The sequence below is a fragment of the Paraburkholderia terricola genome (assembly GCF_003330825.1).
Taxonomy (GTDB): Bacteria; Pseudomonadota; Gammaproteobacteria; order Burkholderiales; family Burkholderiaceae; genus Paraburkholderia; species Paraburkholderia terricola.
On the sequence record NZ_CP024942.1, the window covers coordinates 1,512,088 to 1,534,243 of the forward strand.

General features: G+C 61.7%; 23 protein-coding genes and 1 pseudogene. 19 read left to right on the top strand and 5 right to left on the bottom strand.

What is annotated here, in order from left to right; genetic code table 11:
* Positions 1-89 precede the first annotated feature (89 nt).
* The 6 genes and pseudogenes from CUJ90_RS33775 to CUJ90_RS25330 all read left to right on the top strand — a co-directional run.
* Positions 90-254: pseudogene (locus CUJ90_RS33775) on the top strand (acyltransferase); the annotation flags it as partial.
* Between the two features lie 455 nt (positions 255-709).
* Positions 710-1,354 carry a NodA family N-acyltransferase gene (locus CUJ90_RS25310; protein WP_073430694.1) on the top strand — a complete coding sequence of 215 codons (645 nt, stop codon included), beginning with the start codon at positions 710-712 and terminating at the stop codon, positions 1,352-1,354.
* The gene (gene nodB / locus CUJ90_RS25315) at positions 1,351-2,070 is read left to right on the top strand and encodes a chitooligosaccharide deacetylase NodB (RefSeq protein ID WP_073430695.1); all 720 of its coding nucleotides are present in this window, start codon (positions 1,351-1,353) and stop codon (positions 2,068-2,070) included. Before CUJ90_RS25310 ends, nodB begins: the two co-directional genes overlap by 4 nt.
* A complete protein-coding gene (gene nodC / locus CUJ90_RS25320; RefSeq protein WP_073430696.1) occupies positions 2,067-3,359 on the top strand; it encodes a chitooligosaccharide synthase NodC in 1,293 nt (430 codons plus the stop codon). Before nodB ends, nodC begins: the two co-directional genes overlap by 4 nt.
* Positions 3,360-3,425: 66 nt before the next feature.
* Positions 3,426-4,340: a nodulation factor ABC transporter ATP-binding protein NodI gene (nodI, locus tag CUJ90_RS25325; protein WP_073430697.1), complete on the top strand. Its 915-nt coding sequence runs from the start codon at positions 3,426-3,428 to the stop codon at positions 4,338-4,340.
* A gap of 4 nt (positions 4,341-4,344) precedes the next feature.
* Positions 4,345-5,133, top strand: a complete 789-nt coding sequence (locus CUJ90_RS25330) for an ABC transporter permease (protein WP_073430698.1) — start codon at positions 4,345-4,347, stop codon at positions 5,131-5,133.
* 144 nt (positions 5,134-5,277) lie between these two features.
* Here the strand turns inward: CUJ90_RS25330 and CUJ90_RS25335 are convergent, their stop codons facing one another.
* The 3 genes from CUJ90_RS25335 to pdhA are packed head-to-tail and all read right to left on the bottom strand — an operon-like array spanning position 5,278 to position 8,459.
* Positions 5,278-6,393: a dihydrolipoamide acetyltransferase family protein gene (locus CUJ90_RS25335; protein ID WP_083081580.1), complete on the bottom strand. Its 1,116-nt coding sequence runs from the start codon at positions 6,391-6,393 to the stop codon at positions 5,278-5,280.
* Positions 6,394-6,397: 4 nt separating this feature from the next.
* Positions 6,398-7,378 (bottom strand): alpha-ketoacid dehydrogenase subunit beta, encoded by a 981-nt coding sequence (locus tag CUJ90_RS25340; RefSeq protein WP_083081578.1) that lies wholly within the window; start codon positions 7,376-7,378, stop codon positions 6,398-6,400.
* Positions 7,371-8,459 (bottom strand): pyruvate dehydrogenase (acetyl-transferring) E1 component subunit alpha, encoded by a 1,089-nt coding sequence (gene pdhA / locus CUJ90_RS25345; RefSeq protein ID WP_083081577.1) that lies wholly within the window; start codon positions 8,457-8,459, stop codon positions 7,371-7,373. The genes CUJ90_RS25340 and pdhA overlap by 8 nt, the downstream gene beginning before the upstream one ends.
* Before the next feature lie 612 nt (positions 8,460-9,071).
* On the opposite strand from pdhA, the gene CUJ90_RS25355 reads away from it, so the two are divergent.
* Complete coding sequence (locus tag CUJ90_RS25355) at positions 9,072-9,545, top strand: YbhB/YbcL family Raf kinase inhibitor-like protein (RefSeq protein WP_073430703.1); 474 nt, start codon at positions 9,072-9,074, stop codon at positions 9,543-9,545.
* 224 nt (positions 9,546-9,769) lie between these two features.
* Here CUJ90_RS25355 and CUJ90_RS25360 read toward each other — a convergent pair whose 3' ends face one another.
* Positions 9,770-10,750: a GlxA family transcriptional regulator gene (locus CUJ90_RS25360; RefSeq protein WP_073430704.1), complete on the bottom strand. Its 981-nt coding sequence runs from the start codon at positions 10,748-10,750 to the stop codon at positions 9,770-9,772.
* 103 nt (positions 10,751-10,853) lie between these two features.
* Here CUJ90_RS25360 and CUJ90_RS25365 point away from each other — a divergent pair, with 103 nt between their 5' ends.
* The 3 genes from CUJ90_RS25365 to CUJ90_RS25375 all read left to right on the top strand — a co-directional run bounded on the left by CUJ90_RS25365 (position 10,854) and on the right by CUJ90_RS25375 (position 13,119).
* Complete coding sequence (locus tag CUJ90_RS25365) at positions 10,854-11,528, top strand: DUF1326 domain-containing protein (RefSeq protein ID WP_200799521.1); 675 nt, start codon at positions 10,854-10,856, stop codon at positions 11,526-11,528.
* Positions 11,529-11,599: 71 nt separating this feature from the next.
* The gene (locus CUJ90_RS25370; RefSeq protein ID WP_227470476.1) at positions 11,600-12,352 is read left to right on the top strand and encodes a DUF2182 domain-containing protein; all 753 of its coding nucleotides are present in this window, start codon (positions 11,600-11,602) and stop codon (positions 12,350-12,352) included.
* A gap of 158 nt (positions 12,353-12,510) precedes the next feature.
* On the top strand, positions 12,511-13,119 hold the full coding sequence (locus CUJ90_RS25375; RefSeq protein WP_073430707.1) for a carbonic anhydrase: 609 nt from the start codon (positions 12,511-12,513) through the stop codon (positions 13,117-13,119).
* Positions 13,120-13,202: 83 nt separating this feature from the next.
* Here CUJ90_RS25375 and CUJ90_RS25380 read toward each other — a convergent pair whose 3' ends face one another.
* The gene (locus CUJ90_RS25380) at positions 13,203-14,240 is read right to left on the bottom strand and encodes a GlxA family transcriptional regulator (RefSeq protein ID WP_073430708.1); all 1,038 of its coding nucleotides are present in this window, start codon (positions 14,238-14,240) and stop codon (positions 13,203-13,205) included.
* 134 nt (positions 14,241-14,374) lie between these two features.
* On the opposite strand from CUJ90_RS25380, the gene CUJ90_RS25385 reads away from it, so the two are divergent.
* From CUJ90_RS25385 to CUJ90_RS25435, 9 genes are all read left to right on the top strand, one after another.
* On the top strand, positions 14,375-15,016 hold the full coding sequence (locus CUJ90_RS25385; RefSeq protein ID WP_073430709.1) for an HD domain-containing protein: 642 nt from the start codon (positions 14,375-14,377) through the stop codon (positions 15,014-15,016).
* Between the two features lie 175 nt (positions 15,017-15,191).
* Complete coding sequence (locus CUJ90_RS25395) at positions 15,192-15,800, top strand: glutathione S-transferase family protein (protein WP_073430710.1); 609 nt, start codon at positions 15,192-15,194, stop codon at positions 15,798-15,800.
* Positions 15,801-15,948: 148 nt separating this feature from the next.
* Complete coding sequence (locus tag CUJ90_RS25400) at positions 15,949-16,830, top strand: NmrA family NAD(P)-binding protein (protein WP_083081571.1); 882 nt, start codon at positions 15,949-15,951, stop codon at positions 16,828-16,830.
* Positions 16,831-16,881: 51 nt separating this feature from the next.
* A complete protein-coding gene (locus CUJ90_RS25405; RefSeq protein WP_073430712.1) occupies positions 16,882-17,340 on the top strand; it encodes a MarR family winged helix-turn-helix transcriptional regulator in 459 nt (152 codons plus the stop codon).
* Between the two features lie 143 nt (positions 17,341-17,483).
* Positions 17,484-18,332: an SDR family oxidoreductase gene (locus tag CUJ90_RS25410; RefSeq protein WP_083081569.1), complete on the top strand. Its 849-nt coding sequence runs from the start codon at positions 17,484-17,486 to the stop codon at positions 18,330-18,332.
* A 42-nt stretch (positions 18,333-18,374) separates the two neighbouring features.
* Entirely contained in the window at positions 18,375-18,650 is a 276-nt protein-coding gene (locus CUJ90_RS25415; protein ID WP_073430714.1) for a hypothetical protein, read from the top strand.
* A gap of 99 nt (positions 18,651-18,749) precedes the next feature.
* A complete protein-coding gene (locus CUJ90_RS25420; RefSeq protein ID WP_073430715.1) occupies positions 18,750-19,184 on the top strand; it encodes a hypothetical protein in 435 nt (144 codons plus the stop codon).
* Positions 19,185-19,759: 575 nt separating this feature from the next.
* Positions 19,760-20,494: a cupin domain-containing protein gene (locus tag CUJ90_RS25430; protein WP_114164146.1), complete on the top strand. Its 735-nt coding sequence runs from the start codon at positions 19,760-19,762 to the stop codon at positions 20,492-20,494.
* Between the two features lie 2 nt (positions 20,495-20,496).
* Entirely contained in the window at positions 20,497-21,822 is a 1,326-nt protein-coding gene (locus tag CUJ90_RS25435) for an NAD(P)/FAD-dependent oxidoreductase (protein ID WP_073430717.1), read from the top strand.
* Positions 21,823-22,156 lie beyond the last annotated feature (334 nt).

Sequence of the window (22,156 nt, forward strand, 5' to 3'; positions counted from 1 at the left end):
GGCCGCACGTATCGTTCGAGACGGCGACGCACGATATCGTGTTTGTCCCCAAACTCGGGCGGAGGCTCGACCACCATGAGATTCGCGTCGAAAACAAGGTTTGGATCGGTGCGGGGGCGACGATCCTGCCCGGAGTGACGATTCACGAGGCAGCGGTGGTTGCAGCCGGTGCCGTGGTCACGAAGAATGTGCCGGCCTATACGCTCGTCGGCGGCGTGCCGGCGCGAAAAATCAAGGATATCGCCCGCACGTGACGGTCGCTCGCGCCGCGTTACGTCGGCGGTACTACTGCAATCTGATCGTTTCCCGACGTGGCCGATTCAACGGCGTCAGTTGGCGCGAGACGGCCGCATCGGATCGAAGCCGCGCTTAAGGGTTTCCCTACCGCAAGATCAGCATCGCCCTGATCTTTTTTCTTCATGCCCTGACAGCGCCGCGATAACCGTCCACATACGATGGGACACGCATCCATTGGTCTGCTTTCGAGCGCCACCATGGTCTCCCTCTCTGTATGTGCAAAAAAATGCGACTAAGCCAATGGCCAATGGCCAATGACACGAAGTGAGACCTCGCCGGCTACCCATATAGCGGCGACGCGGCATTTATCCGGTGCAACGCAACTCGGGGTGCGGACACGTCATCCGCGTTCCCCGATATCAGGAAGACGCCTCGTTAGCGAAACTCAAACAGATTTGCGAGGACAAGACGCATGCCGCCGTTCAACGAGCGCAACCCCGTGGAAGATAAGAACCATTGCGAGAGGCCGCCCCTGCATTGGAAAACATACTGGGAGAACGAATTACGGCCGGACGATCATGCGCAACTCGCTGAGTTCTTTCGAGTTGTTTACGGGGCCGTGAACCGGTCGAACGCGCAAATTTTCGAAGGCAACCGCAGTTGGGCCGGGGCGAGGCCCGAACTGCGAATCATCGGTTACGATGCGCACGGAGTCGCCGCCCATTACGGCGTGCTGCGCAGGTTCATCAGACTCGGCACGGTCGATCAGTTCGTTGCGGAAGTGGGGCTGTACGCGGTTCGCTCCGATCTCGAAGGTTCCGGAATCAGTCGCCACGCCGCAATGAACGTCGTCTATCCGACGCTACGAATGCTGAAGGTTCCTTTCGGGTTCGGGACGGTACGTCATGAGTTGAGACAGCATCTCGAACGAATGGGACGACATGGGCACGGGCGCGTTCTGTCGGGCATGCGCGTGCGATCCACGGCCCCGCAAGTGGCGTTCGAAACCCCGCAAATGCGGGTTGAAGACGTGCTGGTTGCTGTCATTCCGATCGAATGCTCGATGGACGATTGGCCTGCTGGCACGCTCATCGACCGCAACGGGCCGGAGCTATGACGCGCATCCGTGAACGACGCTCCTCGTGCTGCGCATCGGCTGCGTTTGAACTGGACAGTACTGAAGCCAGGGAACGGGCGCAGGCGATTTTCCTGACGTTCGATGACGGGCCCAATCCGTTTTCCACGCCCGATTTGCTCGACGTGCTCGCGGAGCACGAGGTCACCGCTACCTTCTGCGTCATTGGCGCTTACGCAGCCGAATATCCCGACCTGATCCGCAGGATCGTTGCGGAAGGCCACGGGCTGGTCAATCACACCATGACGCATCCGGACTTCTCTGAATGCACACCGGACGAGATCGACCGGCAGCTAGGCGGGGCGAACGAAGTCATCGCGTCGATCTGCCCGCAGGCATCCCTACATTACGTGCGCGCGCCATACGGAATCTGGACAGCGCAAGCGCGGGCCGCATCGGCGAGGCTGGGACTCGAACCGCTGACCTGGACCATAGATCCATGCGACTGGTCATGCCCTGGCGTCGACGCTATCGAACAGGCCGTACTGGACGCTGCCTGCCCCGGTGCCGTCATTCTGCTGCACGACGGTTGCCCGCCGGACGAACTGCCGCCGGACGGTCATCGCGGCTTGCGTGACCAGACCATCATGGCGGTCCGCCGCCTGATTCCGGCGCTGCATGATCGCGGCTTCGTATTTGCGCCGCTCCCCTGTCGCTGCGCGACATCACCTCGCAATACCCACATTGACATGCCATGAGCACGCTCGCTATCGTCGGCGCGATCGCTGTCCTGTCGTATGCGGCGCTCGCCATCGGCTACAAAGGCATACAGGCGCTATACATTCTGCGGGCCGGGCGTTCGACGCGCGCGCGGTGCGCGGCACCGCCCGCAAACTGGCCGAGTGTCGACGTGATTGTCCCGTGCTACAACGAGGCCCCGGCCATCCTCGCGGCGTGTTTGAGTTCGCTGGCGGCACAGGACTACCCGGGCACGTTGCGCGTCTATCTCGTGGACGATGGTTCCAGCAATCGGGATGTCGTCGTGCCAGTGCGCGAAACATGGGCCGACGACCCAAGGTTCGCCTTCGTTCTGCTTCCGCGCAATGTCGGCAAGCGCAAGGCCCAGATCGCCGCGATACATCGCTCGACCGGCGAACTGGTGATAAACGTCGACTCGGACACCGTCATCGCCCCGGATGTCGTGCGCAAGTTGGTCGACGCGATGGCCGATCCCACCGTCGGTGCCGCCATGGGTCAACTGGTCGCGCAAAACCGGAGCGCCACCTGGCTCACGCGGCTGATCGACATGGAGTACTGGATCGCATGCAACGAGGAGCGCACGGCGCAGGCCCATTTTGGCGCCGTCATGTGTTGCTGCGGCCCATGTGCGATCTACCGCCGGTCCGCCATCGCCAGCGTGCTCGAGCAATACGAGACGCAGTATTTCCGCGGAAGACGGAGCGATTTCGGCGAGGACCGCCACCTGACGATTCTCATGCTGATGGCGGGACTGCGCACGGTGTATGTTCCCGATGCGATAGCGGCGACCGTGGTGCCGGAGCGATTTGGGCCTTATCTGCTGCAACAGCTTCGCTGGGCGCGCAGCACCTACCGCGACTCGCTGCTTGCGAGGCGCCTGCTGCCACGCCTCGATCGCTATATCACCGTCGACACGATTGGCCTGCAACTCGGTCCGCTGTTGCTGGCGTTCTCGGTGCTGACGGCATTCGCGCAAATTGCGTTGAGCGCGACTATTCCGTGGTGTGCGATCGTCGTCCTCACCGCGATGACCGTCCTGCGCTGCGGCGTTGTCGCGTGGCGCGCCCGGCAACTGAGATTTTTAGGCTTTACGGTGCATACCTTCGTCAACATTTTCATGCTGCTGCCGGTGAAGGCATGGGCGCTGTTGACGCTCGACAACAGCAATTGGCTGTCGCGCACGACACGTGCGACTGCGCCCGACGAGCACAAAGCGCAAATGCCGGATGCCGCTTACGACGGGGAAATCGTTGTCTGCTCGCAGGCCGAGTCGACGGAGCCCATGTGATGAGGCCAGAGGCCCATCCGGTCTTCATGTGTCGCCCGACCTGCTCACGCCTTTTTTATCGACACCATGGCCTCACCTGCGATAGAGCTAAATAGAGTCGTCAAGACGTATGGCGGTAAGACGGTTGTCGATGCGCTGTCGCTGACGGTGCCGCGGGGACAATGCTTTGGACTTCTCGGACCGAACGGGGCGGGCAAGACCACGACGATGCGCATGCTGCTGGGTATGGCTCCTGCGGATGCGGGCACGATCGCCGTGCTCGGCAGCCGGATTCCCGCGTACGCAGATCTGACGAGGACACGCGTTGGCGTGGTGCCGCAATTCGACAATCTCGATCTCGAGCTTTCAGTGCGGGAGAATCTGCTCGTGTTTGGCCGCTATTTCGGCATGAGCGCACGAAAAATCGCGTCGGTGATCCCTGAGCTGCTGGAATTCGCGTGCCTCGAGAGCAAGGCCGACGCCCGGGTTGCCGAGCTGTCGGGGGGCATGAAGCGACGTCTCACGCTCGTGCGCGCCTTGGTCAACGATCCGGATTTGCTGGTCCTCGACGAGCCGACGACGGGGCTCGATCCGCAGACGCGGCATCTGATCTGGGGACGCTTGCGTGAACTGGTGGCACGCGGCAAGACAATTTTCTTGACCACGCACTTCATGGAGGAAGCCGAGAGGATGTGCGATGCCCTGTGTGTGCTCGAAAAAGGGCGAAAGATCGCTGAAGGAAGACCGAGCATCCTGATCGCGGAGCAGATCGGTGCCGATGTCATCGAGATTTACGGGCCGACGCCGCCTGGACTGCGCGCACGAATCGCTGCCCACGCGGCGCATATCGAATCCGCTGGAACCACGCTGTTTTGCTACGCACCCGACGTCGAGGCGGTTCGACGCGAACTACGCGGCTGTGCCGGACTGCGATTCGCACAGCGGCCCGCCAATCTCGAAGACGTCTTCTTGCGCCTGACTGGCCGGGAACTGCGGGACTGAACCCATGAGCGATTCGCGCCTGCCCGTGTGGCCAAGGAATGCCTGGAACTGGGGCGCCGTTTGGCGCCGAAACTTCCTGGCCTGGAAGAGGCTGGCATTCGCCTCCATGGTCGGCAGTCTCGCCGATCCGATGATGTATCTTTTCGGGCTCGGCCTGGGCCTTGGAGCCATGGTCGGGCGCGTCGACGGCACATCGTATATCGCGTTTCTCGCAGGCGGCATGGTCGCATCGAGCGCGATGCTGACGGCAAGCTTCGAAACGATCTACGCGAGCTTCTCTCGCATGCACGTTCAGCGCAACTGGGACGCGATCCTGCACACCCGGTTGACACTCGGCGACGTCGTGCTGGGCGAAGTCGTGTGGGCCGGTAGCAAGGCGCTGTTGTCCGGCACCGCAATCATGCTGGTTTCGGCAGTCATGGGTTACTCCGCGTGGCCCGCAATGCTCTTCTCCTTGCCCATCATTGCCATTACCGGCCTGGCTTTCGCGGCCCTCGCGATGATCGTCGTTGCGGTCTCGCCGAGCTACGACTACTTCGTCTTTTATCAAACGCTCGTATTGACGCCGATGTTGTTCTTCTGCGGCGGCGTGTTTCCAATCGCTCGATTGCCGCATGGTTTCCGGCAGGTCGCGGATCTGCTCCCGCTCACTCATGCGGTAGCGCTCATCCGTCCGCTCATGCTCGGACGTGTCCCCGACGAGGGCTGGTGGCACGCGGGGTCGCTCTGTGTGTACGCGCTGTGCGCGTTTCTCCTTTCGACCGCGCTCCTTCGTCGGCGTCTCATGCGCTGATCAGAAGCGCGCGAACGCATTTTCGGATGGTTGAGTCTCTTCCCGCTTTATCGCGGTGGAATTGACCGGCAGGGGACGCACTGAGACAGCGGATCATCAGCCATGAAGCCGCCGATGCGAGAGCGTCGAAACACGCGAGCACGGCTACTGCGCCATCCGCAGATCCGCCATCGTCGCCGCAAGAAAACGCGCCGCCTCGCCACCCGTGACGACCCGATGGTCGAATGTCAGACTCAGCGGCAAGATCCGATGCACGGCGGGAACGCCGGCTACCGCCACGACCTGCTCGTGAATGCGGCCGGCTCCGAGAATCGCGACAGTGGGCGGCACGACAATTGGAGCCGCATATTTACCGGCGATCATGCCGAAATTCGATAGCGTGATCGTATTGCCGCGCAGTTCTTCCGGTGGGATCCTGCGTGCCCGGATGTCGGCTCGCATCCGGTCGAGCCCGCCGCGCAGATCCGCTGCGTCGCGGTGCGCGACGTCGCGCAACACCGGCACGAAGAGGCCATCCGGCAGATCGACCGCGATGCCGAGATCGATCTTCTCCAGCACGTGGCGCCGCCCCGTGTGTCCCTCGAACCATGCGTTGAGCCCCGGCTCGGCGCGGCATCCGGCCACCAGCGCACGGATCAGCCGGATCGTGACATCGGTATGCGGCGGCCATGCCTCGATGTCGGCGTCGTCGATGACGGTCGCCGCCGCCACTTCGCTCTGCGCGCGCGCCATGTTCTGCGCCATCGCGCGCCGCACGCCACGCAGCACTTCGGGTGGCCCGAGCGCGGCGAGGACCTTCTCGACGCGCTGCACGTCAGCCGCCGTGACGACACCGTCCGGCCCCGATGGCGTCACCATCGCCAGATCGATATCCAGCTTGCGCGCGAGCGCTCGCGCCGCCGGGACCGCCTTGATCACGCCGGCACCCGCACCCATGCCGCCGCCAGGCGCCGCCGGCGCTTCGCGCACCACATGCTGGCCGACCTCCATGTGGCCGACCACGGTGCCGGCATCGGCTTCGTCGCTTTCTCCTTCGAATGCGGCGAGCGGCGCGCCCAGATGCACGACGTCGCCCGGCTGGCCGAACAGCTTCGCGATACGGCCGGATTGAGGCGATGGAATCTCGACAATCGCTTTCGCCGTTTCGACCGACAACAGGGGTTGATCCGCGCGAACCTCGTCGCCGCTCGTGACGTGCCACTCGACGATCTCCGCTTCCTGCAAGCCTTCTCCGAGATCGGGCAGTTTGAAGACTTTCATGGCTTCACGACGCCTCCAGAGTCTGCCTGGCTGCGGCGACGATCCGCTCCGTGCCTGGCATATATTGATTCTCGAGTCTGTACAGCGGCACCACCACGTCGTATCCGGTGACACGCTGCACCGGCGCGAGCAGCGAGTACAGTCCGCGCTCGGCGATATCGGCGGCAATTTCCGCGCCGACCCCTCCGGCTCGCGAGCCTTCGTGCACGATCACACAGCGTCCGGTTTTCGCCACCGACGCGAGAATGGTGTTCATGTCGAGCGGTTTGAGCGTCGCCACGTCGATCACCTCGACCGTCACACCTTCCTGCGCAAGCAGATCGGCGGCGGCCTGCACTTCCTGCAATGCGCCCCCCCAGCTCACCATGGTGAGGTCCGACCCAACGCGCAACGTCAGGCAGCTATCGAGCGGCAACGCTTCGCCGTTATCCTCGACTGGCTGCCTGAAGAGCCGGTAGAGCCGCGTCGGCTCGAAGAAGATCACCGGATCCGGATCGCGGATCGACGCGAGCAGCAAACCGTACGCGCGTGCAGGAGACGACGGTGTCACGACGCGCACTCCGGGGATGTGGGCGAACAATGCTTCAGGGTTTTCGGAATGATGCTCCGGCGCGTGAATCCCCGCGCCGCACGGCGCACGAATCACGAGCGGGCACGTCAGCCGTCCGCGTGTTCGATGCCGCAGACGCGACGCGTGATTCAGAACATGATCGATGACCGGATAGATGAACCCGCTGAACTGGATCTCCGCGACCGGCTTCAAGCCCATCGCCGCCATGCCGATCGCGGTGCCGGCGATGCCGGTTTCAGCCAAGGGCGTATCGATCACCCGCTGCGCACCGAATCGCGCCTGTAAGCCGATCGTCGCGCGGAACACGCCGCCGTTCACGCCGATATCCTCGCCGAGCAGCACGACGTCTGGATCGTGCGCCAGTTCGTAGGCGAGCGCCTGATTCAGCGCTTCGACCATGTTCAGATCAGCCATGGCGGTTCCCCGCGGGAGGCGCGAATCGCTGCGCCATCGCCAGTTGCTCACGCATCGCCAACGGCAAGGTCTCGTACAGATGATCGAACATGGCGGAGGTGTCCGGCGGTGGTTGCGCCAGATACGCGTCGACGGCCTGCTCGACCTGCGCAAGACACGCGCGGCCGAGTTGCTCGTCCTGGGCCTTGTCCCAGACGTTCGCGCGCATCAGGTAAGTTCGCAAGCGCAGCAACGGTTCGTACGTCCATTGCTTGCTGAGGTCCTCGGCGTCGCGATAGCGTGTCGCGTCGTCGGCTGTCGTGTGATCGCCAAGGCGATAGCTGAGCGCTTCGATCAGCGTCGGGCCATCGCCGCGGCGAGCCTTGGCGAGCGCCGCGTGGACCACCTGATGCACCGCGATCACGTCGTTGCCGTCGACCTGCAGCCCATCGATTCCCGCAGCGATCGCTTTTTGCGCGAGCGTTTGCGCGGCGCTCTGGCGGCTGCGTGGCACGGAGATCGCCCACTGGTTGTTATTGACCACGAGAACGAGCGGAGCCTGCCAGACGCCGGCCATGTTCATTGCCTCGTAGAAGTCGCCCTTGGACGTGCCGCCGTCGCCGAATATCGACACCGCGACGCGCGGTTCGCGACGCAACTGGAACGCGTAGGCCGCGCCGGCGGCATGGCACACCTGCGTGCCGATCGGCACACAGTTCGGGAAATCGTGGCGGGGCACGCTGAAGTCGCTGCCGCGTTCGTCGCCGCCCCAATACAGCAGACTTTCCGTCATGGTGACGCCGCGCAGCAATTGCGCCGCGTGATCGCGATACGAAGGAAACAGCACGTCGTCGGGCTGCATTGCGCTGGCGACGCCGACACCAATCGCCTCCTGGCCGACTGACGATGCGAAGGTGCCGAGCTTGCCGGTACGCTGAAGCGCCACCGCCTTGGTGTCGAACGCCCGTGTCAGCACCATTGCGCGATAAAGGGGAATCAGCGCCGTCGGGTCCTGTGCAAACGCAGGCAACGGCTGAACAGGCTCCCCGTCGGGGCCGAGGTATTGCGTGTAGCCGATATGAAAACTGGCAGTCGCGGTCATGACCGCCCTCCATGTTCATTCAGATATCGTATCCGTGTCGGAGTTCACGTGCATGAGCGCTACCGCACGAACACCGCTGCCTTGCGTACTCGAACCGCAGCGCGTGCGAACCCGATTCTGGACGATGCCGGCGTGCACAAGGGGGCTACGGGCTCGCCTCGTTATTCACAGGCAGCAAGTGAGCCGGGCATACGAACCGACCCCAATGCACGATTGCCGCGTTGCATCATCGGATGAATGGCACGCGCCATCGATTGAGTGTGCCCGGTGTGTGTATTGCGGCTCCGCGGATGCCTGCCATAACCGATACCGGGACCGATACACGGCAACGCCTCGCACCGCCACTTTTGTTCGCGCGGAACTTATGTCACGATAAAAGTCTCGCTTCGATTTCCGTCAAGACTCGCGCAGAGTGCGCACCGACGAACGCCTTCAGTCACGGACAAGGTATGAAGCGTGGCGATGAGCGACTTCAACGTGCTGAACACCACCTCGGGAGCTTTGAACAAAGCGGCTTGGACTTCGGCTCCGCGTCGCCTGTTGGCACTCTTGCTCATCGCCTTGATCTTCCCACCGGCCCCGGCATCCACTGTTGCCGCCGAGGAGCGCGCCATGACTCTCACGCTGACGTCGCAAGCCTTCCAGCAGAACGGGGAGATTCCCCCACACAATACCTGCCAGGGCGCCGATGTTTCCCCGCCGCTCACGTGGTCCGGCGTGCCTTCGAACGCAAAAAGCTTGGCGCTGATCGTCGACGACCCCGATGCGCCGGACCCGGCCGCGCCGAAAATGACTTGGGTACATTGGGTGCTTTACAACATCCCGCCGACGGCCATCGGGCTATCCGAGGGCGCTGCTGCGGGCGGATTGCCGCGCGGCACGCTCGAAGGCACCAATGACTTCAAACGCGCTGCTTACGGCGGCCCGTGCCCGCCAGTGGGACGCCACCGCTATTTCCACAAGCTGTATGCGCTCGACACCGTGCTGCCCGATTTGAAAAGCCCCAGCAAGGCGGCGCTCGAAAAGGCCATGCAGGGGCACTTACTGGCGCACGCCGAACTGATCGGCACCTATCAGAAGCGATGAGCGAAAGCGTTGTTGCATAACTCGCGTTTGAAGACGACGCAACTCCGACATGGCCGACTTCATGCAAATTCGCACGCGTGAAGATCAAGACGCGAACATCCGCCTCGATTTTCGGAGATGCGGCAGTGATTACTGACGGATCGCGAAGACGTGTTCGTTCGCCGGATCGGGGGGGCCTAAAGTCTGGTCGTTTGCTCTGCTTTTGGGCGCACGCCGCGGCCGTTCTAGCGCCGAGTGACGCTGAACCGTCGGCGAAACTCACCGGGGGTGAGCCCCGTGACTCTGATGAAAATCTTGCGAAACGCGCCGGCGTCTCCGTAGCCCACTTCCCATGCAATCGTCTCGATGCTCGACGTCGTGAACTGCAGCCTTTCGCGCGCTTTGCCGACGCGCAACTGCTGACAGTAGTCGATGGCCGTCAGCCCGGTTGCCTTCCTGAATCGTCGCAGGAAGGTTCGCTCTTCGAGTCCGGCAGATGAGGCGAGCGACGCAAGAGTGATTTCTTTGGCCCCGGTAGCCTGGAGCCAATGCTGCGCTTTCAGCACGGCGGCGTCGCCGTGGGTCAGGTTCGGGGAGAAAGCGCTGTAATAGCGTTGCTCGCGCCCGGGAGGATCCACCAGAAGAAACCGAGCCGTCTCGGCCATGATGGTCGGCCCCAGAAAACGGTCGACCAGCTTCAGACCCAGGTCGATCCATGCCATCAAACCGCCGGCGCAGATAATATCGCCATCATCGATGATGAGCCTGTCGATATCGAGGCGCACATCTGGAAACCGCGTGCGGAAGATGTCGGCGTGAGCCCAGTGCGTCGTCGCCGTCCGTCCGTTGAGAAGCCCTGTTTCAGCCAGCAGGAAAGCGCCTCCGCACATGGAGCCGAGCGTCGTCCCCGTCTGATGATGTTCGACTAACCAGTCAACGAATGGCGCCGCGTCGTCGTGACTGATCTGTCCGCCAAGGCTTGGCGGCAACAGAATGACTGCAGGTGACCTGTCTGCATTTTCGCCCTTGCCAGAGTCTCTGACAGGTGCCTTGCCGCGTGTACGGGTTCGCCACTGACTGACCAGCAGAAGGGCCGATCCCTCACTGTGACGTTGCGCGACGAAGCCATTCGCGACTTCGAACAGGTCACTCAGACCATGTATCGCCGCGAGTTGCGCGCCCGGATAGTGGACGATGCCAATTTCGATTGTCGGATGTAAAGCCATGTGTCGGTATTGCCACGTTTAATGTCGATTTCGACACTGGTGATGATCCTGCGCGAGCCTCATGATGTCCAGACTTTTCCGTCGTCAACCAGAGGGGCGTGCAATGGCAGATCAGGTAGCTGAAAGCGTGATGGCGATTCCGGAGTGGCGGATCGCCGGCGAGTGGTTAGACGTGTGCTCGTGTAACACACCCTGTCCCTGCACCTTCGCGCAAGCTCCGACCGGCAATCACTGTGAAGTGCTATGGGCGTACAGAATCAATGAAGGCTACTACGGCAAGACGCCGATGGCGGGCCTGAAGGTGGTCCTCCTTTCCGGCTTTACCGGAAATCTTTGGGATGGCGCCAAGCTCGAGACAGGGGTGTTCTTTGACGAAGCCGCGAACGAGGATCAGAGGCGGGCGCTCGTGGCGATCTTCACGGGCCAGGCTGGAGGTTGGATGACACAGTTCGTGCCGGCCAAGGTAAGCGCGGTGCGGGGCGTGGAGTTCGCCAACATCTCGGTGGAGATCGACGGCTCGCTGGAACACTGGAGCGTGACGGTGGGCGACAAGGTGGATGCGAGCGGCGTCGCGCTGAGCGGGCCAACCTCGGATCCGACGAAACGGCTGCAAAGCTTCAACCCGCCGGGCAGCGAAGTCGGTCCGACCGACGGAGCCGTGACGTGGGGCAAGAGCGTGAATGGCCGTTGGAAAGGATTCGGCTTTGACCAGAACATCCCGGCGGGTCAGGCGAGCAAGCATATCCCGTTCGACTGGCATGGTCCGGACGCGCCATGAGGGCCGTTCCTTCCTTATCGCGATCAGCGGTGTCCGCGTTAGGCCGGGGCCAACCCGTACTCGGCTGGACGATGGTCGTCCTGCTAGCCAGCCTCGCAGCCTGGCTCGGCGTACTGGTATTCATGGCCGGCATGGACGAGGGACCGGGAACGCCGCTACACAACTTGCCGGCCTTTCTCGTCGGCTGGGTAGTCATGCTGACCGCGATGATGCTGCCGTCGGAATTGAATTACGTCGCGGCATTCGCGGCAGTGCTCAGGTCGCGTAACGGGGTATCGGTCGCGCCTGTGCGTCTCGTCGCCAGCTTCATTGCAGGCTACGGCGTCGCGTGGATCGCCTACGGCCTTGCCGCATACCTCCTGGATTTGCTGGTTCGAACTATCAGCCCGGAAATGATCGCGTGGAATCGCGCGGGTCCGTACATTGCCGGGACGGTGTTGGTCATCGCTGGTGTCTATCAGATCTCGTCCCTGAAGCATGTGTGCCTGACGGGATGCCGCACGCCTCTTTCGTTTTTTGGGCGCTACTGGCGGGAAGGTAGCGCGGGCGCCGTTGCCATGGGTGTCCGGCACGGCCTGGTATGCGTCGGCTGCTGCTGGGCTTTGATGGCAGTGATGTTCGCGGTCGGCGTCATGAGCCTCACCTGGATGGCATTGCTGACACTGTTTATGTTCGCTGAGAAGGTTTTGCCCAAGGGCGAGAAGCTGGCAATTCCAATCGCCAGCTTTCTCTGGGCAATGGGAATCTGGATTGCGGTGTCGCCCGCGACGGCGCCGCTGCTCAAAAATCCCATGATGTTTGCCGGTATATGCCAGGGGAACTGATCGCAGGCAACTGCGCTTCGTTTGAACCACGATAACTTGGCGGGTATCGAGAGCACAACTTCATTCGCGCTGAAGGACGAACGCAGTGTCGGCAGCGACCGCGTGTCAAAGTCACAGCGCTCTTACTTTGCAGTCACACATCATTTTGGAGCAGGAAAATGACGATGAAGTACAGCGAATTTGAATTCAGGACGCAACCCTGGTTTGACCAGGATAATTTTCAGGGCTTCAACGAAGTCATCCCGATGAAGACGATGATCATCTGCTGTTTCGATCCGCGAGCGTCGGAAGTACCCCAGGTGGTCGCCAAACATTTCGGTGATGAGATTTACCCGGGCGAGAACATTCTTGACGAACGTGGCAACAAGATCGGACATACCCGGACGCTGTTTGCTGTTTACTGCGCGGCAGGTCGTGCCGCGTCAGGTTTGCAGTCGGCCGCAACGATGGACTACCTGTTCAGCGTGCAGAACATCGTCGTCGTCCACCACTCATTCTGCGGCGCCACGGCCTTCAGGCCTGACCAGCTCATCGGGAAGTACCACGACTGCCATCACACCGACATCTCGACGATGTTCGATCACGATAGTCTCGCGATCATGAACTATGAGGAATCGCTCAGGCACGACGTGAAGCTGCTTCGCGACAGCCCTGCCGTGCCGAAACATATCAAGCTGTATGGCTTTTTCTACGAGATCAACAGCGGTGAGTTGATCGAGGTCGTGCGCGACGTGCCGTCTCGCGACGGTACCGGGCGTATCGCCTGATACTTTTCTTGAATCTGCTCGTCTTCTGCCATCGAAGCACGCGCGCGGGTATCGCACCGGCAGTGCAGGATAAGCAGCTAATGTCAACCGGACTGCATCGGCTCGGCGCTTTTGCCGAAGCGCCGAGCGTACTCTGTGGGGCTCACGCCGAAGCGGCGTGTGAATGCCTTCCTTAGCACGTCGACGCTGTGGTAACCGTTCCGACGACAGACGTCGTGCATCGATCGCTCGCCAAGCGCAAGTGAACGGCAAACGGATTCCAGCCGGACGTTTTCGACATATCTTGCGGGCGTGGTCTGCAATTCTCGTTGAAACATGCGTATCAACGTTCTGACGCTCGTTGAAGCTCTGGCTGCCATGACCTCGACTGTGAGATCCATATGCAGATGCTCACCGATCCAGAGGCATAACTCGCCGAGACCTGGGCTGTGCGCGCTCTGTGACTGAAGTGCGAAGCTGAACTGCGCCTGTCCGCCGGGGCGACGGAAGAACAGGACCAGATTCTTCGCAATCTCCAAGGCGAAGTCATTTCCCAGATCTTCGCTGACCAGCGAGAGCGCGAGGTCGATTCCAGACGATATGCCGGCCGACGTGTACACATTGCCGTCTTTCACCCAGATAGGAGCCGGGTCGACCCGTACCTTGGGATAGCGCTCCGCCAGGCGCCGTGCCACGCCCCAATGCGTCGTCGCCCTGCGTCCGTCCAGCAGGCCTGCGGCAGCCAGGGCGAATGCTCCAACACATATGGAGCACACGCGACGTACTGTCGGTGAGCGGGTCCGGATCCAGTCTATCGCTGCCTGATCGATCTGTTCGAACGTCCTGGAGCCCGCAGTCACGAGTAAGGTATCAATCGGCTTGTTCGCATGACCCTCCTGCTCGAGCGTGCTATGGCCTTTGAGGCCAATACCTGTTTCGCTGTCCAGGTGCACATCAACCGCTGAGCAAACCAGTTCCAGCACGTATGGGGCAGATTCACCGCCGTGCAGTTGATTCGCCCAGGCGAATACTTCCGCTGGACCGATCACGTCGAGCGCATCCACTGGTGGCAGACCCAATATGACGACGCGCTTCTGTCCCGGCTCTGCAGGCGGGGCGACCGGTTTCGTCCGTTTTCTCATTGAAAGAGGCGCTGCGTATCGGGACATAGGGAGAACGATTGTGGCAGAAATCGTCCGCGATCTGTCAATTGAGCTATTGACGAACCGCCTACACTGGATCGCTCTGTAAGTTCGCATGACCCGGAGGGTATGCAATGCGTCAACGTGTGATTGTGGGGGAGGTGAGTGCTCCAGATTCGGAGATCGCCACGAAGGCGGCTTTGCTCGTCGAGCGCGTCCATTCCAGAGCGATGATGCATCACGTGCATCGGACATGGTGGTTCGCCGAATTCCTGGGTAGGAAGCGAGGTTTGAAATACGATCGGGAAGTGGTGTATCTCGCATCGCTGCTTCACGACCTTGGCCTTACGGATGAATTTTCTGCCGACCAACGCTTTGAGGTGGATGGTGCCGACGCGGCCAGCCGCCTTTTGCTGGCCCATGACTACCCGGAAGCGAAAACGCAACTCGTGTGGGACGCCATCGCGCTTCACTCCGCTGGCGGCCTCGCCGACCGCAAGCAGCCGGAAATCGCCCTCGTCTATATGGGCGCACATCTCGACGTCTTCGGACTGTTTCTGGACGAAGTCACGCCGTCGCTGATCGATGACACGCTCGCGCTCTATCCGCGCGTTGGATTTAAAGCGGCGTTTACCGAAGCGCTGGCTGAAGTCGCCAGAAGAAAACCCCATACAACCGTCGGTACCGGGATCGCCGATATCGGCCGTCGCCATGTACACGGTTTCGAGATTCCGAACGTGTGCGACCTGATTAATGATGCACCGTTTGAAAGCTGAGGTAGCGCACCGCTGGCGCGCTCTCCGCCAGGGCGGCCGCGCTCCTGTTTCTGCATTACTAAGGCGGGTCAAGCCGAAGCTGGGATGGCGTGTTCCGTGACCTGGCGGGCCGATATCGGTCGGTAGCTATGGATCACCGCGGTTGGGGTCCCGAAGGTCAAGAGGAGATGCGCTCATGGCAATCCGTCTTTACGGAGCACAAACAGGCAACAGCCGAAGAGCGGCCATCGCCCTGGAAGAGGCTGGCATTTCGTATTCCGTCAGCCGGGTGGATTTGAGGGCCGGGGAACACAAGACTGCTGCGTTCCGGGAGCTTAATCCGCGTGGCCTTGTCCCGATCATGGTCGAAGAAGGCAAGGCAGGGACGGGCCTCGTCGTTACCCAATCGAACGCGATCATGTTCTATGCGGCGAGTCGATCGCGGGAGAGGCTAACGCCCGATCCGGGCCAGGAGGTAGCCTTGTTTTTCGATCGTCTGTTCTATTTCATTACCGAAGTGATTGCGCCGAACGGCAGTGCTTTCGCGCTTACGCAACAAGGCAACGAACCGGGCGCTCAATTTCTTGCTGCTCGTTCCATCGAGGCGCTCGTTCAGGCCGAACCATTCTTGGTCGACGCCCCCTATATCGCCGGTGATAGGTTCACACTCGCAGACATCGCGGCCTATACGTGTGCCTTTGCTGTGAGGCAGGACCTCGATTGGTCCGAACTCCCTCTGCTTCGCGCCTGGTACGCAAGGATCAGTGCGCGGCCAGGCGTCGTTCGCGGCATGGCAGCTTTTTAGCGCGGCCTTCTTCCAGGCTCCGTGAGAGGCGAGGTGTTTCGCTCAAGGCGAACAGAAGCTGTCCGCAAAAAAACTTGCATATAGGAGCATATGCTTCTATAGTGCCTCACATGAGCCAATGCTCTTAACCCTTCGGAGGATCAAAACCATGAACGAATCGACCATTCTTGTAAGCGGCGCAACCGGCCGTACCGGCGGTGCAGCCCTCGACGAATTGCTGCGGATGGGTAAGCGCGTCCGCGCTTACGTGCGCTCGGATGATGAACGCGCAGCGGCGCTGCGGGCGCGCGGCGTTGACATCGCCGTCGGGGATTTCACCGACATCGACGACATCCGCGCAGCCATGGAGGGTGTCAGCTCCGCCTACTTCCTTCACCCGATCGCACCGGGGATTGTCGGAGCGGCAGCCTATTTCGCGCTGGCCGCCAAGGAAGCCGGCGTCGCTGCGATCGTCAACATGTCGCAGATTTCAGCGCGGCGCGAGTCGACCAGCCATGCCGCGCAGGACCACTGGATTTCCGAGCGGGTCTTCGACTGGTCCGGTGTGCCTACCACGCATCTGCGCCCCACATTCTTTGCGGATTGGCTCGTCTATCCGCATTTTGCAAAGCAAATCTGGGCCCGGAAGAAAATCGATTTTCCGTTCGAAAACGGTCGCCACGCTCCAATCAGCTCGGACGACCAGGGCAGGGTCATCGCTCACATTCTGGCGAATCCGGCAGAGCATCGCGGCAAGACCTACACGCTCCACGGCCCGGTCGAGATGAACCACACGGAAATCGCCGCAGCCATGAGTGAGGTGCTCGGCGCGACGATCGAATACGCCCCGACTTCGATCGAGGATTTCAAGCAACAGATGGAGCAGGTGTACAAGTTCCCTCCGTTCCTTGTGCAGCACCTCGTTGAAGTCGCGCAGCACTATCGTGAAGGGGTGTTCCAGGGTACTAACGATGCCGTCGAGAAAATCACCGGCACGCCGGCGCTTTCGGTCCCGGCGTTCATCGGAAAATACCGGAGCGCGTTTGCCTGACGAACGCGCGAGGCGCCTGGGCAATTTAACCAACGTTGAGGAAGACACGAGATGCTGCCGGAAAACCAACCCATCGGGATCGATCAATGCAACTGCTTTACGGTGAGGAAGGCCGCCCGTCAGATCTCGCGCCTTTACGACGCTTTTCTCCAGCCGTCCGGCCTTCGCATCACGCAGTTTCTCATCCTGGCGACCCTGAATGAGCAGCAGAGCGCTTCGGTCAATGCGCTCGCCGAGCGACTCGACATCGAACGGACAGCCATGGGAAAGATGATTGGCTTTCTGGAGCGCGATGGTTTCGTGACGATGCGGCCGTCTCCCACGGACGGTCGCATCCGTATCGTCGAACTCACCCCGGAGGGAACTGAACTTTTTGAACGGGCGGCGCCGCTCTGGCTTGAAGCGCAGCATCAGTTCAGCATCATGAACGGGCCCAAAAATGTGGCCTCGCTACGCCGCAATCTTTCGCGGATGAAGGTCGACAATGGGGCGGCTTCTTCCGTCGAATGATCGCCTCTCTGTTTGTTTCGTCGACTGTGCAGTTCGCATCGGCCGTACCTTGCGTTGCGATCCCAAACGTAGCCTTGCGATAAGTCAGCTTTGCAAACGGCAGACTGACCGCGCGAACGGCTTGACCATACAGAGGTAATGAAATGTCGAAGACATGGTTCATCACAGGTGCAGGTAGCGGTTTTGGCCGGGAGCTTGCAGAGCTTCTTCTCCAGCGCGGCGACCGCGTCGCGGCGACGGTTCGTAAGCCCGATGCTCTCAACGACCTTGCCGCCCAGTATGGCGAACGTCTTTGGGTCGCCATACTTGACGTCACGGACAGCTCAGCGGTGCGTAAGGTCATCGACCGCGCGTTTTCGGAACTGCAGAGTATCGACGTCGTCGTAAGCAACGCGGGCTATGCGCTCTTCGGCGCGGCGGAAGAAGTCGGCGACGCGCAGATCGAGCGGCAGATCGATACGAATCTGCTCGGTTCGATTCAGGTCGCGCGTGCGGCGATCCCGAATCTGCGGCGGCAAGGTGGCGGTCGAATCATCCAGATCTCGTCGTCGGTCGGCCAGGCGGCGTACCCGACGATGGGTGTTTACGCCGCGACAAAATGGGGCATCGAGGGTTTCTTCGAAGGCACGATGCCGGAGATCGCGCCGTTCGGCATAGAGGTAACGCTCGTTGAGCCTGGCGCATCGCGCACGAGCTTTGCCTCATCGAGCGCGGACATGGCGCAGGCATTGGACGTATATGACAAGACGCCCGCGGGCGAATTTCGCCGCATGGCCGCGACAGCCGGCCTCGCGATGTTTCCGGGCGATCCGCGCAAGGTTGCGGCGGCGATAATCGCGTCGGCGGACCTGCAGCCTGCGCCGAAGCGGCTCACGCTGGGCAGTGACGCATACGCACTCGTTCACGAAGCCCTGACCGAGCGTCTCGCCATGCTCGAGGCCCAGAAGGAACTGGCGCATTCGACCGATGTAAACGAGGCGCCGCAAGCATAGCCGCCAGCTACTTCTATACAGACCAGCCCGGCGATTCCAGAGATGAGATCCGTGCAGGTGGGCAAATTGCAGCCATTGGGGGTAGGCGATGTTCTCGTGCGGTTGATCGCACGTTCGATGGTTGGCATCCGCTCATCAAACGCTTTCATAGGTATGGCGACGAAAGCGTTTCACTTCCGTCGTGCCGGCGGCGGGATATACGGAGCTGCATTCATCACCTTTCCGATTCTCTATCAGATGTATTTCGGCGACACGTCCCACGCCGAAGCTCAGTCCGCGTTGCCCCAAAAGACACGTGGCTCCATTCATGACGTTTGACCTATCGTTTTCGATTGCTTGCGAACCTAGGATGACCTCGAGTCTCGAAGACTCAGGTTGTTCCGAATCACACCCAGTTCAACAGTGAGGTACGCAATCATGGTGTACGTACTCGAAATGTCTACCGATGCCGATATTCGTCAAACGCAGCTTGATGCGGCGTGGGGGAATGCGGTCACCCGATATTCATGGGCGCAGGTCAGCCAGGGAGGGCTCAATATTCCCGCTGGCTCGACGATCATCGTCGTGGCGCATGGCAACGACACCGAGATCGGGAACGCGGCTCCCGGCACGGTGGATATCAATGAATCTGTTTTTCTCGCCACGGTGCATGCGTGCATGGCTGCGAACGCGGCACCGGCGCGCGTGTATTTGTCCACATGCGGCACGGGCCTTGCCATCTTTACGGCAAGGGTCCGTCTTGCGGCGACGCATAACCAGGTGTGGCATGGGGTGCAACTGCTCGGACACCACGATGCAGTCGCTGGTCCGGTGCCGCCCTCGACCGCGCTGGCGTGGACCCAGATTTTCTGAGGTTGCGGGGAAGGGTGCCAAACGCGATCCGGGCGAGTGCTGCCGGACGCAGGCGTCGCGGACGCGGCTGGCACTCCGCTCGGGGCGATGAAGCGCACGAAGTCTTCGCGACGATGATCCGCGAGCGTGATCGACACTATCAGCAACTCGCCGGGCTTCTCGATCCGAACTAGCGCGCCTTCGAATACATGTTCAAGAAGCATTGATGCGCAGCCTCACGAAACTCTGCGGGTCTCGTCGAGCTACGACGTGATGACCTCGGCACATTCGATCCCGCGACGCATGACCAGCCAGCACCTTCCGCTGCGAACCCGAGTTCGATAATCGGTTCAGCGGAGACTAACGTAGCAACCCGACACAGCAACCGTCTTGGGCCCTTCACCGCAGACTGTGCCGCCAGCATTACCAACAACGGGCGGATTGTGTTTTTTTCCCGCGCAAATCAGCGCCACCCTGACTTTTTGCGCTGGTCAAATACTCGATATGAACAGAGATCGCGCAGCTCCGGCGGCTCGTCCCCAGTATTGCCTTCCAGGTCTTCAGTGAAATCATCGTGCAATGCGCAGGAGCAAACAATGACCGTGGCCTTCGTGCTGCATCGCGCCGACGGCGCACCGCTTTCAACCTCGTTCCGCAGGGCGGCGTTCGGCAAGGACGACCCCTTTGGGCGAATTCGCGAAATCGCGTGGGAAGGACCGGACTCGATGATCGCGGGTCGCGCCAGCCTCATTGGCGAGCTCGACGTCGCGAGCTTTCCCCACCTTGAAACCATCGTCGTGGTCGAAGGAGAGCTCACCCTGGAAGCGGCCGGAGAGGCCCCGTTGGTGCTCGGTCCGCAAACCGGTGCTGTCATCGGGGCCGGTACGGCGCTTCGCGTCCGGGCCGAATCCCGCGTGCGTTTCGTGTTTTGCGCGGCCGCTTGCGAGAGGCCGACGAAGCGCGGGCTCATCCCCCTGCGCGCCGACGCCGACTTCAAGCCGTCCGCTTCGCTACCGGCGGAGGTGCTGCTGGGCCCGGCCCCGCAATGCCGTAGCGACAATGTCTTCACCGACGACGCCGCGGAGTACCTCGCGGGCACGTGGGATTCGACGCCCTACCACCGGGTTGTTCGCCCGCATCGCGTGAACGAGTTCATGCACCTCCTGGCCGGCAGCGTGCGGTTCGCGGCGCCTGATGGCAGCGTGCTGTCGCTCGGCGCCGGCGACGCGCTTTTCGTGCCCCGGGGTGCACCGGTCGGCTGGGAAAGCCGCGACCGGGTGGCGAAGTTCTACGTTGTTCAAAACGTCCAAGCTTCAATCGAGCGAGATTAATCATGTCCCCTCCGCTGAACCACATCGAGACTTCGCCCACGTTGCCGGCCGCGGCCGACGTGGTCGTGATCGGGGGCGGCATCATCGGCGTCTTCACTGCCTACTACCTGGCGCAGCGCGGGCTTTCAGTCGCCCTGGTCGAGAAGGGCAGGATCGGCGCCGAACAGTCGAGCCGCAATTGGGGCTGGTGCCGGCAGCAGAACCGCGACGCCCGCGAATTGCCGATGGCGAGCAAGAGCCTCGATCTCTGGGAACGCTTTGCCGCCGAAACCGGCGAAGACACGGGCTTTCATCGCTGCGGGCTGTTGTATCTGAGTAACGACGAGGCCGAACTGTCCCGTTGGTCCAGTTGGCGTGCCTTCGCGAAGACCGCCGGAGTGACGACCTACATGCTCGACAGCCGCCAAGCCGCCCAGCGGGGGCAGGCGACCGGCCGCGCCTGGAAAGGCGGCGTCTTCTCGCCCAGCGATGGCACCGCCGATCCCGGCAAGGCTGCGCCGGCCGTGGCACGTGCGCTCATGAAGCTCGGCGGCAGCGTCCACCAGCACTGCGCGGCCCGCGGCATCGAGCTGGAGGGCGGGCGGGTCAGCGGCGTCGTCACGGAAGCCGGGGTCATCAAGACGAGGACGGCTGTGCTCGCCGGTGGCGCCTGGGCGTCCTCGTTCTGCCGCCAGCTCGGCATCCGTTTTCCCCAGGCCTCGATCCGCCAATCCATCCTTAGCGTGTCCCCCGTGGAAAATCGCTTGCCGGACGCCCTGTTCACCTCCGGCGTGTCCGTGACGCGCCGCAACGACGGACGCTACGCACTGGCGATCAGCGGCCGCGCGCGCGTAGACGTGACGCCACAGTTCATGCGCTTCGCCCCACAGTTCGTGCCGATGTTCGCCAAGCGCTGGCGCAACCTTCTTCCGGGCGGCCTGGAAGGCATTCGTGGCGGCCACGAAACGCTGAAGCGGTGGCGGCTCGATGCGCCGACTCCCATGGAGCGGGTGCGCATTCTGGATCCGAAGCCCGATCTGCCGACGGTGAGGGAAACCTACCGCCGTGCCGTCGAACTGCTGCCCGAACTTGGCGAGGCAAAGATCACGCACGCGTGGGCCGGCTTCGTCGACAGCACGCCGGACGGTGTTCCCGGTATTGGCGAAGTGCCGGACATGCCGGGATTGATTCTGGCGGCAGGCTTTTCCGGACACGGTTTCGGCATCGGTCCCGGCGCGGGCCACCTGATCGCGGACCTTGCCACCGGCGCCGAACCGATCGTGGATCCCATACCGTATCGGCCCAGCCGATTCAGCGGCTCCGCATGGGGCAAGGTCGCTGATTTCTAGGTCGCGTCATGGACGCGTTCGCGACTATCGCCGCCTGCATCACCGCACGCGAATAGTGCCGCCTTGCACCTCGGCTGTGCGCGACGACGCTAAAAAAAGCGTCGTGCCGCCGAGAGAATCCGCCACGACACATCGCTTTCTCCCGCTTCGCGGAAGCCAGGCACTGAGTTTTCCTATGTGGCACGGCATGTGCATACAGAGCCGCATAGGATCAAAGTCGATCTAGCTTCATTCGAAGTACACGCAACAACCCCTACGGCATTTTGGACAACGGCGTCCCCCGAACCCGGTCATCTGACCGGGCTCGCGGGACGCTTTTTCTTTTTGTGGAACG

Bases quoted from the DNA above. Each gene is read 5' to 3' on its own strand.
- CUJ90_RS25400 (WP_083081571.1), top strand. From the start codon at position 15,949: ATGAACGAATCGACCATTCTTGTAAGCGGCGCAACCGGCCGTACCGGC.
- CUJ90_RS25420 (WP_073430715.1), top strand. From the start codon at position 18,750: ATGGTGTACGTACTCGAAATGTCTACCGATGCCGATATTCGTCAAACG.
- CUJ90_RS25405 (WP_073430712.1), top strand. From the start codon at position 16,882: ATGCTGCCGGAAAACCAACCCATCGGGATCGATCAATGCAACTGCTTT.
- CUJ90_RS25310 (WP_073430694.1), top strand. From the start codon at position 710: ATGCCGCCGTTCAACGAGCGCAACCCCGTGGAAGATAAGAACCATTGC.
- CUJ90_RS25380 (WP_073430708.1), bottom strand. From the start codon at position 14,240: ATGAGAAAACGGACGAAACCGGTCGCCCCGCCTGCAGAGCCGGGACAG.
- CUJ90_RS25410 (WP_083081569.1), top strand. From the start codon at position 17,484: ATGTCGAAGACATGGTTCATCACAGGTGCAGGTAGCGGTTTTGGCCGG.
- CUJ90_RS25430 (WP_114164146.1), top strand. From the start codon at position 19,760: ATGACCGTGGCCTTCGTGCTGCATCGCGCCGACGGCGCACCGCTTTCA.
- CUJ90_RS25330 (WP_073430698.1), top strand. From the start codon at position 4,345: ATGAGCGATTCGCGCCTGCCCGTGTGGCCAAGGAATGCCTGGAACTGG.
- nodB (WP_073430695.1), top strand. From the start codon at position 1,351: ATGACGCGCATCCGTGAACGACGCTCCTCGTGCTGCGCATCGGCTGCG.
- CUJ90_RS25385 (WP_073430709.1), top strand. From the start codon at position 14,375: ATGCGTCAACGTGTGATTGTGGGGGAGGTGAGTGCTCCAGATTCGGAG.
- CUJ90_RS25375 (WP_073430707.1), top strand. From the start codon at position 12,511: ATGACGATGAAGTACAGCGAATTTGAATTCAGGACGCAACCCTGGTTT.
- CUJ90_RS25335 (WP_083081580.1), bottom strand. From the start codon at position 6,393: ATGAAAGTCTTCAAACTGCCCGATCTCGGAGAAGGCTTGCAGGAAGCG.
- CUJ90_RS25365 (WP_200799521.1), top strand. From the start codon at position 10,854: ATGGCAGATCAGGTAGCTGAAAGCGTGATGGCGATTCCGGAGTGGCGG.
- CUJ90_RS25360 (WP_073430704.1), bottom strand. From the start codon at position 10,750: ATGGCTTTACATCCGACAATCGAAATTGGCATCGTCCACTATCCGGGC.
- CUJ90_RS25370 (WP_227470476.1), top strand. From the start codon at position 11,600: ATGGTCGTCCTGCTAGCCAGCCTCGCAGCCTGGCTCGGCGTACTGGTA.
- nodI (WP_073430697.1), top strand. From the start codon at position 3,426: ATGGCCTCACCTGCGATAGAGCTAAATAGAGTCGTCAAGACGTATGGC.
- CUJ90_RS25355 (WP_073430703.1), top strand. From the start codon at position 9,072: ATGACTCTCACGCTGACGTCGCAAGCCTTCCAGCAGAACGGGGAGATT.
- CUJ90_RS25340 (WP_083081578.1), bottom strand. From the start codon at position 7,378: ATGGCTGATCTGAACATGGTCGAAGCGCTGAATCAGGCGCTCGCCTAC.
- CUJ90_RS25395 (WP_073430710.1), top strand. From the start codon at position 15,192: ATGGCAATCCGTCTTTACGGAGCACAAACAGGCAACAGCCGAAGAGCG.
- CUJ90_RS25415 (WP_073430714.1), top strand. From the start codon at position 18,375: ATGAGATCCGTGCAGGTGGGCAAATTGCAGCCATTGGGGGTAGGCGAT.
- CUJ90_RS25435 (WP_073430717.1), top strand. From the start codon at position 20,497: ATGTCCCCTCCGCTGAACCACATCGAGACTTCGCCCACGTTGCCGGCC.
- nodC (WP_073430696.1), top strand. From the start codon at position 2,067: ATGAGCACGCTCGCTATCGTCGGCGCGATCGCTGTCCTGTCGTATGCG.
- pdhA (WP_083081577.1), bottom strand. From the start codon at position 8,459: ATGACCGCGACTGCCAGTTTTCATATCGGCTACACGCAATACCTCGGC.